General features: G+C 63.8%; 13 protein-coding genes. 12 read left to right on the top strand and 1 reads right to left on the bottom strand.

Features of this window, described 5'->3' with window-relative positions; all coding sequences use genetic code 11:
- Window positions 1-95: 95 nt before the first annotated feature.
- From PJK54_RS16045 to der, 12 genes are all read left to right on the top strand, one after another.
- Complete coding sequence (locus tag PJK54_RS16045; RefSeq protein WP_271303351.1) at window positions 96-569, top strand: Fe-S cluster assembly transcription factor; 474 nt, start codon at window positions 96-98, stop codon at window positions 567-569.
- A gap of 30 nt (window positions 570-599) precedes the next feature.
- Window positions 600-1,748, top strand: a complete 1,149-nt coding sequence (locus PJK54_RS16040; RefSeq protein ID WP_271303350.1) for an aminotransferase class V-fold PLP-dependent enzyme — start codon at window positions 600-602, stop codon at window positions 1,746-1,748.
- 15 nt (window positions 1,749-1,763) lie between these two features.
- Window positions 1,764-2,090, top strand: a complete 327-nt coding sequence (locus PJK54_RS16035) for a HesB/IscA family protein (RefSeq protein ID WP_077380057.1) — start codon at window positions 1,764-1,766, stop codon at window positions 2,088-2,090.
- A 241-nt stretch (window positions 2,091-2,331) separates the two neighbouring features.
- Window positions 2,332-2,757 (top strand): nucleoside-diphosphate kinase, encoded by a 426-nt coding sequence (gene ndk, locus PJK54_RS16030; protein ID WP_043333812.1) that lies wholly within the window; start codon window positions 2,332-2,334, stop codon window positions 2,755-2,757.
- 357 nt (window positions 2,758-3,114) lie between these two features.
- Window positions 3,115-4,272, top strand: a complete 1,158-nt coding sequence (gene rlmN / locus PJK54_RS16025; RefSeq protein WP_077380059.1) for a 23S rRNA (adenine(2503)-C(2))-methyltransferase RlmN — start codon at window positions 3,115-3,117, stop codon at window positions 4,270-4,272.
- A gap of 269 nt (window positions 4,273-4,541) precedes the next feature.
- On the top strand, window positions 4,542-5,351 hold the full coding sequence (gene pilW / locus PJK54_RS16020) for a type IV pilus biogenesis/stability protein PilW (RefSeq protein ID WP_271303349.1): 810 nt from the start codon (window positions 4,542-4,544) through the stop codon (window positions 5,349-5,351).
- Window positions 5,352-5,714: 363 nt separating this feature from the next.
- The gene (locus PJK54_RS16015) at window positions 5,715-6,725 is read left to right on the top strand and encodes a RodZ domain-containing protein (RefSeq protein WP_271303348.1); all 1,011 of its coding nucleotides are present in this window, start codon (window positions 5,715-5,717) and stop codon (window positions 6,723-6,725) included.
- An 11-nt stretch (window positions 6,726-6,736) separates the two neighbouring features.
- The gene (ispG, locus tag PJK54_RS16010; protein ID WP_077380065.1) at window positions 6,737-7,852 is read left to right on the top strand and encodes a flavodoxin-dependent (E)-4-hydroxy-3-methylbut-2-enyl-diphosphate synthase; all 1,116 of its coding nucleotides are present in this window, start codon (window positions 6,737-6,739) and stop codon (window positions 7,850-7,852) included.
- A 113-nt stretch (window positions 7,853-7,965) separates the two neighbouring features.
- Window positions 7,966-9,249, top strand: a complete 1,284-nt coding sequence (hisS, locus tag PJK54_RS16005; RefSeq protein WP_271303347.1) for a histidine--tRNA ligase — start codon at window positions 7,966-7,968, stop codon at window positions 9,247-9,249.
- An 87-nt stretch (window positions 9,250-9,336) separates the two neighbouring features.
- A complete protein-coding gene (locus tag PJK54_RS16000; protein WP_271303346.1) occupies window positions 9,337-9,993 on the top strand; it encodes a YfgM family protein in 657 nt (218 codons plus the stop codon).
- Complete coding sequence (bamB, locus tag PJK54_RS15995) at window positions 9,990-11,150, top strand: outer membrane protein assembly factor BamB (RefSeq protein WP_271303345.1); 1,161 nt, start codon at window positions 9,990-9,992, stop codon at window positions 11,148-11,150. The genes PJK54_RS16000 and bamB overlap by 4 nt, the downstream gene beginning before the upstream one ends.
- A 399-nt stretch (window positions 11,151-11,549) precedes the next feature.
- Window positions 11,550-12,974 (top strand): ribosome biogenesis GTPase Der, encoded by a 1,425-nt coding sequence (der, locus tag PJK54_RS15990; RefSeq protein WP_077380074.1) that lies wholly within the window; start codon window positions 11,550-11,552, stop codon window positions 12,972-12,974.
- 142 nt (window positions 12,975-13,116) lie between these two features.
- Here der and PJK54_RS15985 read toward each other — a convergent pair whose 3' ends face one another.
- Window positions 13,117-13,980, bottom strand: coding sequence for an ATP-binding protein (locus PJK54_RS15985; RefSeq protein WP_271303344.1), 864 nt, complete (start codon window positions 13,978-13,980; stop codon window positions 13,117-13,119).
- Window positions 13,981-14,030 lie beyond the last annotated feature (50 nt).

Here is a 14,030-nt window from a genome sequence, read left to right as displayed (position 1 = left end):
AATGGACAGTCTGATGCGCCGTCTGCCTGCAGACGGCGCCGACACTGCGGCCCTGTCGCCGATGCCATTCGCTCCACCAGCTCACGAGTTCCGCCATGCGCCTGACCACCAAGGGACGCTACGCCGTCACCGCGATGCTCGATCTGGCGCTTCATGCCAGTTGTGGTCCGACCTGCCTTGCCGACATCTCCGTGCGCCAAGGCATTTCCCTGTCCTATCTCGAGCAGCTGTTCGCTCGCCTGCGCCGTGCCGGGCTGGTCAAGAGCGTACGCGGCCCGGGTGGCGGCTACTTGCTGGACGTCGAGCTGGAAAGCACCTCCGTGGCGTGCATCATCGATGCCGTGAATGAATCGGTGGATGCCACCCGCTGCCAGGGACTCTCGGACTGTCAGGCAGGCGACACCTGCCTCACGCACCATCTGTGGTGTGACCTGTCCGATGAGATCCATGGCTTTCTCGATGGCATCAGCCTGGCGGACCTGGTCGCACGTGAGGAGGTTCGCCAGATTGCCAGTCGTCAGCGCAAGGCCTGCGAGCCGACACCGATCACCGTCATGCCCGGCAGCTGAACCCGTTCGTCATGTCTTCAGGAAGTCACCATGTCCCAGCCGATCTACCTTGACTATGCTGCCACCACGCCCGTCGACCCACGCGTCGCCGAGCTGATGATGCGTCACCTGACGCAGGACGGCACCTTCGCCAACCCGGCCTCGCGCAGTCACATGCCGGGCTGGCTGGCCGAGCAGGCGGTCGAGGGCGCGCGTCGTCAGGTAGCCGACGCCATCGGCGCCGACCCGCGCGAGATCGTCTGGACCAGCGGTGCCACCGAAGCCGACAACCTGGCGCTGACCGGCTACATGCGCGCCAATGCCGAGCGTGGGCGTCACCTGATCACCTCGACCATCGAGCACAAGGCGATTCTGGATACCGCCAGTGCGCTGGAAGCCGAGGGCTTCGAGGTCACGCGTATCGCACCGCAGCCGGATGGCCGCATCAGCCCCCAGAGCCTGCGTGACGCTCTGCGCGCCGACACGATCCTGGTATCGCTGATGGCAGTGAACAATGAGCTGGGCAGCCTGAATGATCTCGATGCCCTCGGCGATATCGCCCGCTCGCATGGCGCGGCCTTCCATGTCGATGCCGCCCAGGCTCCCGGCAAGGTGCAGCTCGATGTCAGCCGACAGCCCATCGACATGCTGTCGCTGTCCGCGCACAAGGCCTACGGCCCCAAGGGGGTTGGCGCGCTGTACGTGCGACGTCAGCCGCAGATCAAGGTAGAGGCCCTGATCCACGGCGGCGGGCATGAGCGCGGCATGCGCTCCGGCACCCTGCCCACCCATCAGATCGTCGGCATGGGCGAGGCCTACCGCCTGTGCGCCGAACAGTTCGATGCCGACCACCAGCACCTGATCGCGCTGCGCCAGCAATTCGTCGCCGGACTATCCGGCCTTGAAGGCGTGCATTTCAATACCGATATAGACGTCAGCGCCCCCGGCATCCTCAACCTCGCCTTCGAAGGCGTGGACGGTGAGGCGATGCTGATGGCACTGCGTGGCATCGCGATTTCCACCGGTTCGGCCTGCAATTCCGCCAGTGTCGAACCGTCCTTCGTACTCACCGGCATCGGGGTGCCCCGTCCACTGGCGCTGGCGTCACTGCGCTTCAGCTTCGGACGCTTCACCACCGCCGCCGACATTGAATCCGCGCTCGGCGAGCTCAGGCATGCCCTGACCTCGCTGCGCGCCTGACCCGGGAGACTGCTCATGGCACACCTGTCGATTTCCCCCTCCGCCGCCGACCAGATCCGTGTCGTGCTGGCCGAGCGCGGCCACGGCCTTGGCCTGCGCGTCTCGGTCAAGCCCAGCGGCTGCTCCGGCTACAGCTACGTGCTCGACTTCGCCGATGAGGCCAACGAGGAAGATGTCGTCTTCGTCGATCACGGCGCGACTGTCTATGTCGACAGCGAAGCGCTGGCCGTGCTCGACGGCTCCGAAGTGGACTACGTCAAGGACGGTCTGAACCGCTACTTCCGCTTCAACAACCCCAACGTCAAGGACGAGTGTGGTTGTGGCGAGAGCTTCAGCGTGTAGACCTGGCTCAGCGTGTAGATCCAGCGTCAGCGTGTAGAGCTGGCTCAGCGCGTAGAGCGTCATTGCAGACAAGACGCCTGCCATCCGCGCGTCATCCAGTATCCGCATGATGGATGCAGTGGATGACGCGAGCAGCTATAATGCCGCCCACTTTTGTCGAGCCCTGCGTCGACAGAGCCCTTTTTCCGCCGCAAGGCCCCAGGCCGTGCGGCTCTTCAAAGCTTGTCTCAGGAGATTCACCATGACCCAGCGTACTCTGTCCATCATCAAGCCGGACGCCGTCGCCAAGAACGTGATCGGCGAGATCTACTCTCGCTTCGAGAAGGCCGGTCTGCAGATCGTCGCTTCCAAGATGGTTCACCTGTCCAAGGAACAGGCCGAAGGCTTCTACGCTGAGCACAGCGAACGTGGCTTCTTCGGTGAGCTGGTCGGCTTCATGACCTCCGGCCCGGTCATGATCCAGGTGCTGGAAGGCGAAGACGCCATCACCAAGAACCGCGACCTGATGGGCGCTACCAACCCGAAGGAAGCAGAAGCTGGCACCATCCGTGCAGACTTCGCCACTTCCATCGACGCCAACGCCGTTCACGGTTCTGACGCGCCGGAATCCGCTGCTCGCGAAATCGCCTACTTCTTCGGCGACAACGAAATCTGCCCGCGCGGTTGATTTCGCCTTGTGCGCCTGATGATGTCTGTCCCTTGCGGGCGTGATATCACCAGCCGTGCATGACTCGACGGCCCTGCCTGCGTGGCGGGGCCGTCGTGGTATCGGACGTGCTGAAGCGTCGTGCGCCAACCTGCATTCCCTGAAGCAGATTCGACGCTTGAGCAGGTCCGATACGCTTTTCTTGAAGCCCTGCAGCTACCTCCGCCAGTGCCGTGCGGCCATTCCCTGCCCATTGCCTGACTGCGAGTGTCCATTGAGGTCCGCGATTCATCGCCACCTCCGCTGACAGCGCCACCCTGCAGACGTCTATCCTTGTGGCTGACGCCTGCCCATCCCTGACACGACCGGCCCGAGACCATGACTGATACCACTGCAACCGCTACCGATGCCGCGGCACCTGCCGACGTGAAGCTCACCAACCTGCTTGGCCTGCCGCGCCCGGCGATGGAAGCCTTCTTCGAGAGCATCGGCGAGAAGAAATTCCGCGCCACCCAGGTGATGAAATGGATTCACCAGGAAGGCGTCGACAGCTTCGACGAGATGACCAATCTCGCCAAGCCCCTGCGCGAACGCCTCAAGCAGGTCGCCGAGATTCGCGCGCCGGGCATCGTCTATGAAGGCGAGTCCAAGGACGGTACCCGCAAGTGGGTGCTGGAAGTCAGCGACGGCAGCTATGTCGAGACCGTGCTGATTCCGTCCGAGAACGGCAATCGTCGCACCCTGTGCGTGTCTTCCCAGGTCGGCTGCTCGCTGGACTGCAGCTTCTGCTCCACCGGCAAGCAGGGCTTCGAGCGTGACCTGACCGCCGCCGAGATCATCGGCCAGGTGTGGGTCGCCACCCGTGGCGCCGAAGACCGCAAGGACACCCGCAAGCGTCCGGTCACCAACGTGGTGATGATGGGCATGGGCGAGCCGCTGATGAACTACGACAACGTCGTGCCGGCAATGAAGCTGATGCTGGACGACAACGCCTACGGCCTGTCCAAGCGTCGCGTCACCCTCTCCACCTCCGGTGTGGTGCCCAAGCTGGACCAGCTCGGCGACGAGATGGACGTCAGCCTGGCGATCTCGCTGCACGCGGCCAACGATGAACTGCGCAACGTGCTGGTGCCGATCAACCGCAAGTGGAACATCCGCGCGCTGCTCGACTCCTGCCATCGCTACCTGGCCAAGTGTGACGACGCGCGTATCGTCACCATCGAGTACACCCTGATCAAGGACGTCAACGACCAGATCCAGCACGCCGAGGAACTGGCCGCGCTGCTCGACGAGCTGCCGTGCAAGATCAACCTGATCCCGTTCAACCCGTTCCCGCATTCCGGTTACGAGAAGCCGTCACGCAATCAGGTGATGCGCTTCCAGCAGCGTCTCTATGAGCTGGGCTACACCGCCCCGGTGCGCGCGACACGTGGCGATGACATCGACGCCGCCTGTGGCCAGCTGGTCGGTCAGGTCAAGGACCGCACCCGTCGCGCCGAGCGTTACATCAACGCCATCCAGCTCGACGCCGACTGAGCCAGAGCACTTGTCGGGGCCAGATACCTGAGGCCACCACGGTGACTCCCAGCGCCAGCCATGAGCTTTTCATGGCTGGCGTTTTCGCGCGGGGAAGCCGCAAATGGCCCATGGGGATGCCTGCCGCGCGACTGTGACGACCCCCACCGCCCTGCCTGACAAACCCGCCTTGACTTGTCTGGAGTGCAGCGCTTTGATGGAGGCGCTTCTGTTGCCTGCAGCGATCCTCGCCCGCAGGCAGATCACGAGCCTTATCTCGCGAGGATTGCATGTCGAGTCGTCTGCCACTTCATCGCTTTTCCCGCCGCGGCGCCACGGCGCGAGTTCGCGGCATGCTGCTGTGCCTGAGTCTTGCCGGCCTGACCCTGTCGGGCTGCGCGACGCGCGTGGAAACCAATGACCCTTACGCGGCCCCCGATGACAACAAGGCATCGACGGCCTATGTGGAACTTGGCGAGGCCTATCTGAGTCGTAATCAGTTGCAACGCGCGGACAATGCCTTCCAGAAGGCACTCAAGCTGCAGCAGGGGAATGCCGAAGCCAAGGCCGGGCTGGCGATGATCTATCAGCGTCAGGGCGAGAACGTGCTGGCAGATGACTACTTCAAGCAGTCCATCGCCAGTGACCCCTCGTTCACGCGGGCACGCAACAACTATGCGGCATTCCTGTACTCGCGCGGGGAGTACGTCGCCGCCTGCGAGCAGCTGGAAAAAGCCACGCAGGATCTGACCTATGACAACCGCGGCCAGCTCTACACCAACCTGGGGCGCTGTCAGCTGCAGCTGGGCAAGACAAGCGAGGCACGGGCGAACTTCGATCGTGCCGTCAAGATCAACCCGCGGGAAGCCGAGGCGTGGCTCGCCAAGGCGCGCATGGAACACGACGCCAGTGACGATGACGCTGCCCAGCAGGCGCTGAGCCGATATTTCCGACTGAACGGCACCGACAGTGACAGTCTGGAACTGGCCGTGGATGTCGCCGTGGCACGCGGTGATGCACGTCTGGCGGACCTCTACGGCCGACAGCTGGAGCAGATCAGAACACGCGAGGCCGGACGCGCGGTCATCCGCACACCATGAAACCGGGGCTCGGGCGTGGCGTGATGCGGGGAAACGCCCTGCGCGCCCGGCTCACCGGCCGTCACTCGGCGACAGGTTGCTTCGTTGAGGCACCGGAAGACCGAAATGCCGGTGAAAATTCTGGCCCGGCCTTGGTATAGTGCCGACGTCAACATGGCATGACGGCTTGCCATCGCCGGCGAGATCACGTCACCGTCGTGGCATGTCAGCTCGACAGCCGGAGCGGATGGTCACTCCTGTTGGCAGTCACCCGTTTTCACGACCATCGTTCACAGCAGTTGTTTACAGTAACTGTTCACAGCAATACCGGAAGAGTGCCCGGACAGGTATCCGGTCGTCCGTTCTTCCCTACAAGGATGCGCCATGAGCGAACATCAGCCCTCCCCTGACATGTCCGTCAGCGACACACTGCCTGGCAAGCTTCTCAAGGCTGAGCGGGAGCATCAGGGGCTGTCACGTGGTGAAGTGGCAACACAGCTCAACCTGCGCCCCAGTCTGGTCGATGACCTGGAACGCGACCACTACGACCAGATCCCCATCGCGGCCTACCGCCGCGGTTACCTGCGCGCCTATGCCCGCTTGCTGGGCATGGATGAGAAAGCGGTCGTCGGCCAGTACAATGCCCAGTTCGGCACCACCGAGGTGGAGCGCCATCCTCCTGCGATGAGCCCCTCGGTGCGCCCGCCCGGCAAGCTGGGCAAGTACCTGTTTCGACTCGTCAGCCTGCTGGTCATCGCCGGACTGATCGGCCTCAGCTACGTCTGGTGGCAGAGTGGAGACTATGGACGCACCTCACCGTCAGAGACGTCCGACGCCGCTCCCCTCAGCGAAGGCGCGACCGACGATGGCTCACCGGTCGTCAATGCCGATGGCTCGATCGAGCTGACCCTCTCCCAGACGGCAGCAGCGCCTGCCACTGACGATGCCGGGGAGGCCAGCGCCGGCGAATCCGTCGCGACGACACCCGGGGCGACTCCGGCCTCGACTGGCGGCGACGTCAGCGAAACCGGCACCACGCCGGCGGATGCCAGCCTCGCGGCGGACACCGCAAGCGACACCGCGGCTGCCGGCGCAGAGGACACGACAGAACCGCAAGCGGTACAGGAAGCTACCGCCCCTGCCCCTGCCGCTGACCCGCGCAAGCTGACACTGACCTTCAATACGGATTCCTGGACCGATATCCGTGATGCTGATGGCAAGAAACTGCTTTACGGCACCAACCCGCCAGGCAGCAGCAAGACGCTGGAAGGCAAGCCGCCTTTCAAGCTCACCATCGGCAAATCTGCGGGCGTCGTCCTTGAATACATGAACGAGCCGGTTGATCTGAAAAGCGCCACACGCGGCACCGTCGCCAAACTCACACTCGGTGAATGATCCGGAATCCCATGCATAGTCACTCCCCCATCAAGCGCCGCGTCTCGCGCAAGATTCATGTCGGCAACGTCGCCGTCGGCGGCGATGCACCGATTTCCGTGCAGAGCATGACCAATACCGACACCAACGATGTCGCCGCCACCGTCGCGCAGATCAAGCGCCTCGAGGATGCCGGTGCCGATATCGTGCGTGTCAGCGTGCCGGACATGGATGCCGCTGAAGCCTTCGGTCGCATCAAGCAGCAGAGCAACATCCCGCTGGTGGCCGATATCCACTTCGACTACAAGATCGCCCTGCGCGTCGCCGAGCTCGGCGTGGATTGCCTGCGCATCAACCCGGGCAACATCGGCCGTGAAGACCGTGTGCGTGCCGTGGTCAGTGCCGCGCGTGACAACGGTATCCCGATCCGCATCGGCGTCAACGCGGGCTCCCTGGAAAAGGACCTCCAGAAGAAATACGGCGAACCGACGCCGGCCGCGCTGGTCGAATCCGCCATGCGCCACATCGATCACCTCGATCGCCTCGACTTCCAGGAGTACAAGGTCAGCGTCAAGGCCAGCGACATCTTCATGGCCGTCGCCGCCTATCGTGATCTGGCCACGCGCATCGAACAGCCGCTGCACCTGGGGATCACCGAAGCCGGTGGTCTGCGTTCCGGTACCGTGAAATCCTCCATCGGCCTCGGTATGCTGCTGATGGACGGCATCGGCGACACCATTCGTGTCTCGCTGGCCGCGGACCCGGTCGAGGAGATCAAGGTCGGCTTCGACATGCTCAAGAGTCTCAAGCTGCGTGCCAAGGGCATCAACTTCATTGCCTGCCCCAGCTGCTCACGTCAGAACTTCGACGTCATCAAGACCATGAACGAGTTGGAGAATCGCCTCGAGGACGTGCTGACGCCGCTGAACGTCTCGGTGATCGGCTGTGTCGTCAACGGCCCCGGTGAAGCCAAGGAGACCGATGTCGGTCTGACCGGCGGCAGCCCGGCGAATCTGGTCTATCTGGACGGCAAGCCGGCCAGCAAGCTGACCAACGACACGCTCGTCGATGACCTGGAACGTCTGATTCGAGACAAGGTCGCCGAAAAAGAGGCCCGTGAGGCCGATACCATCATCCGCCAGGGCTGAGCACGTCTCAGCCGGCTTGCGCATCATCACGATGCGCCTTCGTCTCCCCGCCTGACGTCATGCTGCTGCATGCCGCTGCCGCGGGGAGATGCGCAAGGATTCAGGAGAGAACGTTGAGCACCAAGATCCAGGCCATCCGTGGCATGAACGACCTGCTGCCGGACCACTCACCGGTATGGCAATACTTCGAACGCCAGGTGCAGACCCTGATGGGCCAGTACGGCTATCGCGAGATTCGCACGCCCATCGTTGAGCAGACCGCGCTGTTCAAGCGCTCCATCGGCGAGGTGACCGACATCGTCGAGAAGGAGATGTACACCTTCGAGGATCGCAACGGCGACAGCCTGACCCTGCGTCCGGAAGGCACGGCCAGCTGCGTGCGCATGGCGATGGAGAACGGTCTGGTCCACAACCAGATCCAGCGCCTGTGGTATGCCGGCCCCATGTTCCGCCACGAGCGCCCGCAGAAAGGCCGTTATCGTCAGTTCCATCAGGTGGGTGTCGAAGCCTACGGCATGGATGGCCCGGACATCGATGCCGAGATGATCCTGATCTCGGCACGCCTGTGGCGTCAGCTGGGCCTGCTGGAGCACGTCACGCTCGAACTGAACTCACTGGGTAGCCTGGAAGCACGTGCTGCCTATCGTGACCTGCTGATCGAATACTTCGAGCAGCATCTGGACGTGCTCGACGAGGATGCCAAGCGTCGCCTGCACAGCAATCCGCTGCGCATTCTCGATACCAAGAACCCGGACATGGCCGCCGTCGTCGATGCCGCGCCGCGTCTCGGCGATCACCTGGATGAAGCCTCCCGCGTGCACTTCGAGGGCCTCAAGGCACGTCTCGATGCGGCGGGCATCCAGTACGTCATCAATCCGCGCCTGGTACGTGGCCTGGATTACTATTCGCGCAGCGTGTTCGAGTGGACCACCACCGCACTGGGCAGCCAGGGCACCGTGTGTGCCGGTGGCCGCTATGACAGCCTGTTCGAACAGCTGGGCGGCAAGCCGGTACCGGCGGTCGGCTTCGCCATGGGTGTCGAGCGCCTGATCCTGCTGCTCGAGACACTGGAACTGGTCCCGGAGGCCGTGCGTGAGACCGTCGATGTCTATCTGATGTCGATGGGCGAGCAGGCCGAAGCCGAATCCATGCGTCTGGCCGAAGATCTGCGCAGCGCCCTACCCGACCTGCGCCTCGTGCAGCATTGCGGCGGCGGCAGCTTCAAGAGCCAGATGAAGAAGGCCGACAAGAGCGGCGCACGCGTGGCATTGATTCTCGGTGAGAATGAAGTCATCGAAGGGACCGTGGGACTCAAGTTCCTGCGCGAGGAGCGTGATCAGGAAACCCTGAATCAGCGCGCCCTCGGCGAGCGTCTCGCGAGTGTCTTCAGCGCCTGAGACGGCCAGTGAATATCCGGCGGGGCCAGTGCGCCCCGCCTCCCGAATGCATGTGCCGGCGTACCGGCCAGGTCAAGGAGACCGCCCGTGGCGGAAGAGCTCAGAAGCGAAGAAGAACAGCTTGAGGCCATCAAGCGCTGGTGGAGCGAGAACGGCAAGTCACTGATCGCCGGTGTCGTGCTGGCCGGTGCCGGCATCTTTGCCTTCAAGGCCTGGCAGAATTACGAGGCCAGTCAGTCCGAGGCAGCCTCCATGCGCTATCAGCAGCTGATCAGCCTCGTCAGTCAGCCCACGCTGGAAGATGCGGGTGTCCAGCGGGCACGCAACCTGATCAGTGAGCTGGAAAGCGAGCACGCCGACAGTCTCTACACCCAGATGGCCCATCTGCTGGATGCCAGCATGTCGGTGAAGGCCAATGACCTCGACGCTGCCGCCAAGGCACTGCAGAGCGTGGTGGACAGCGACGCCGACAGCTATCTCAAGGGGCTGGCCAGCCTGCGTCTGGCCCGACTCCATGTGGAGCTCGGCGAGCAGGACAAGGCCTTGAGCCTGCTGGAGAACCCGCCCACGACCCTCGCGGCACAGGCCGCCGCCGTGCGCGGGGATGCACTGGTGGCACAAGGCAAGCGTGATGAAGCCGTCGCGGCCTATCAAGAAGCCAGCCGCCTGTCCGAGCAGAGCGGCCAGCCGGTCTACGGGCTGGATCTGAAACTCGCCGACCTCGCCGTGGAGAGCCCGTCATGAAACTGAATCACCGCCTGTCGCTGCCTGTGTCACTGCTGACCGTCAGCCTGTTGGCCGGTTGCGCCAGCAGTGCCCAGCCAGAGTATGCCCCCAAGGAACTCGTCGACTTCGATGCCACGGTGGCGCTGGATTCCGCCTGGAGCGAATCGGTCGGCAACGGCCTGGGTCGCGCTCACTACCCGTTGGCCCCCATCGTGGCCAATGACCGGCTGTTCGTGGCGGCAGAAGAGGGTGAGCTGGAGGCCTTCGATGCCAAGACCGGCGACGAGGTCTGGCAGATCACCCTGCCGGCCGGCATCACCAGTGCACTGAATGCCGACCCGTCTCGCCTGTATGTGGGTACCCGCGATGGCAAGGTCAGCGCCATTGACCAGCAGGACGGCAGCATCGAATGGAGCACGCGAGTCTCCAGCGAAGTGCTGGCCGCACCTCAGTACAACGAGGAGCTGATCGTGGTGCAGAGCGTCGATGGCAGCGTGACCGCACTGGATCGCTTCACCGGCGAGGAACAGTGGGTCTATTCCGCGACCATCCCCGCGTTGACGCTGCGCGGCACCGGCGCACCGCGCGTCATCCAGCCGGTCACCTTTGCCGGCTTCGCCAATGGCAAGCTCGTGACCCTGGACAACCGCTCGGGTCAGGAGCTGTGGGACCTGCGGGTCGCGGTGCCCTCCGGGCGTACCGAAGTGGATCAGCTGGTGGATCTGGATGGCCAGCCGGTGCTGACCCGTGACGGTCGCCTGTACGTCACCAGCTACAACGGCCGTCTGATCGCGCTAGATGCTCGCAATGGCGAGCCGCTGTGGGACAAGCCTTCCTCCAGCTACCTGACACCGATCGTCGTGGGTGACTACCTGTTCAGCATCGACAACGCCAGCCACATCCTGGCGATGGATGCCAACACCGGCAACGTGCTGTGGAAATCGGAAGACCTCGAGGGTCGCTGGCTGACCTCACCCGCCTTCATCGATGGCAAGCTGGTGGTGGGAGATTATGAAGGCTACGTGCACCTGATCGATGCCCAGAGTGGGGAAATGGCTGGCCGCTACGACGTCGGTGGCGACGGTATCAGCATCACGCCGCTCACCGAAGGCAAGCGCATCTTCGTCTACACCAATGATGGCGAGCTGATCGCACTGGATCTCGAAGCTCCCTGAGTCCGGTCGGGAAGCCTCTGCAACGCATCAACGGCAGCCCCAGTGCTGCCGTTGATGCGTTGTGGGCACGCAATGCCGTCTACGCCATTGGTAGCGTCATGCTCGCAGTGCTAGAATACCGCCCCCGCTGACCACACGAGTCGGCTGACGCGCCAAGGTGTCGGCAGATTCGCTGAACTCAGCCACGAGATCATTTCCGCAGAGAGTGCCAAGGCCCACTCTGCGGGCCATACTGGAGACACGCCTCGTCCGGCGCCTGCCGACGACGCCCTTCAGTGACCCAAGTCCGATATCATCGCTATCGCCCTGCCTGCACAAGGTGCTTTCCAGCCGTCATGGTTCGAAGCAGACCGCCCGGGGCCGGCATCGATGCTATCCCTGCGAATGCTGTGAGATTTCATGAACCCCGTGATCGCCCTGGTCGGCCGCCCGAATGTCGGCAAGTCGACGCTATTCAATCGCCTCACCAAGACCCGTGATGCCCTGGTCGCCGACTTCCCGGGCCTGACCCGTGACCGCAAGTACGGCACCGGCAAGGTCGGTGGCAAGCCCTACACCGTCATCGACACCGGCGGCATCAGCGGTGACGAGGAAGGTATCGACCTGATGATGGCGGGCCAGTCGCTGGCCGCCATCGATGAGGCCGACATCGTGCTGTTCATGGTCGACGCGCGCGCCGGCCTGAACATGGCCGATGAAGCCATCGCCAACCACCTGCGCATCAACCAGAAGAAGACCTGGCTGGTGGTCAACAAGACCGACGGCATGGACGAGGAAATCGGCAAGTCCGACTTCTGGACCCTGGGTCTGGGTGACCCGCGCGCCATCGCCGCCGAGCATGGCCGCAACGTCACCACGCTGCTGGAAGAGGTACTCTCGCCCTACCCGGAAGTCGAGGAAGGCGAAGACGAGGACCTGCATCCGGAGCTGGATGACCGCGGCGTGCGCATCGGCATCATCGGTCGCCCGAACGTCGGCAAGTCGACGCTGGTCAACCGCCTGCTGGGCGAGGAGCGCGTGGTCGTCTTTGACCAGGCCGGCACCACCACCGACGCCGTGGAGATTCCCTTCGAGCGTCGTGGCAAGCCGTATCTGCTGGTCGATACCGCCGGGATCCGTCGCCGCAAGAACGTGCGCGAAGTGGTGGAGAAGTTCTCCATCATCAAGACCCTGGAAGCGATCAAGAAGTGCAACGTCGCCGTGATGGTGCTCGATGCCCGTCAGGGACTGGTCGAGCAGGATCTCCACCTGCTGGACTTCGTGCTGACCAGCGGTCGCGCTCTGGTGCTGGTGGTCAACAAGTGGGATGGCCTGGAAAGCGAAGCCAAGGAGAAGATGCGTTCCGAGATCAAGCGTCGTCTGGGCTTTGCCGACTACGCCGACCTGCACTTCATCTCCGCACTGCACGGTACGGCGGTGGGTGACCTCTACCCGTCCATCGACCGCGCCTTCGAGAGTGCCGTGGCCCGCTGGTCGACCAAGCGCCTGACCACCCTGCTGCAGGATGCCACTCAGGCGCACCAGCCGCCGATGGTCAACGGCCGTCGCATCAAGCTGCGCATGGCGCACCAGGGCGGCGCCAATCCGCCGCTGATCGTGGTGCACGGCAACCAGACCAACAAGCTGCCGGAAGCCTACAAGCGCTATCTGACCAACACCTTCCGCAAGGTGCTCAAGGTCAAGGGCACGCCGATGCGCTTTGAGTTCCGCTCAGGCGACAACCCCTTCGACGGCGCCCAGGGCAGCGATGACCGCGAGCGCGCGAAAGAGCGTTCACTGGCGCGCACCAAGGAAGCCCGCAAGGAACGCAAGCAACGCCGCTGATCACAGCCGCCGCGCATGCTCTGAACAGGTTCCACACCTGAACGACGCCGCCCCCGCAGATGACTGCAGGGGCGGCGTCTTCGTCCGGGCGCATTGCCTCAGGCCAGTGGCCGGTGCTGCACATCCCGGTCACATGATGGCATCAGGCTTCCAGCGTCTTCTGTCCCGCCCACAGATTGGCGAACTGCCAGGCAGCACGCCCGCTGCGCGCCCCGCGCTGAGTGGCGTAACGCAACGCCTCGGCACGCGCCGCCTCGTCGAAGCTGCCCGCGCCGAGACGCCATTCCACCCAGTGCTGACAGGTCTCCAGATAGGCATCCTGATTGAAGGGATGGAAGGCCAGCCACAGGCCGAAGCGGTCCGACAGCGAGATCTTCTCTTCCACCGCATCGCCATGATGCAGCTCGCCATCGACGATATGGGTGTCGTGATTGTCGCTCATGTGCTCCGGCAGCAGATGACGACGGTTGGACGTGGCGTACAGCAGCACGTTCTCCGGTGGGCCCGTCAGGGTGCCATCCAGCACGCTCTTGAGCGCCTTGTAGGCGTCATCGCTGCCCTCGAAGGACAGGTCATCACAGTAGACGATGAAGCGGTGCGGCTGTTGTGCCAGCTCGGCGACCAGCCCCGGCAGTGCCGGCAGGTCGTGACGGTCTATCTGGATCAACCGCAGGCCTTCACTGCCCAGGGTGTTGAGCAGCGCACGTACCAGCGATGACTTGCCGGTGCCACGCGCGCCCCACAGCAGCGCGTGGTTGGCCGGCCGACCCGCCAGGAAGGCGCGGGTATTGGCCAGCAGCTCGCGCTTCTGACGGGCGATGCCGAGCAGATCCTCGAGCGTCAGGGCATCACGCGGCGCGATCGGGGTCAGGCGGCCGCCCAGGGGGTGGCGGGTCCACAAGGCGGCGACGTCTCGTGTCCAGTCCACCTCGACAGCCGTCGGCGGCAGCATCGGCTCCAGACGGTCCAGCAACTGCGAGAGGCGGTGTTCAAACTCTGGTGACATGATGACTCCCTGTCAGGTACATGGGGCAAGGGCCGTGGCAGGCCCATGAG

The sequence above is a fragment of the Cobetia sp. MMG027 genome, from assembly GCF_027947415.1.
GTDB classification, from domain to species: Bacteria; Pseudomonadota; Gammaproteobacteria; order Pseudomonadales; family Halomonadaceae; genus Cobetia; species Cobetia marina.
Note: the sequence above shows the minus strand (reverse complement) of the source record. Positions and strands in the feature narration are given on the sequence as shown.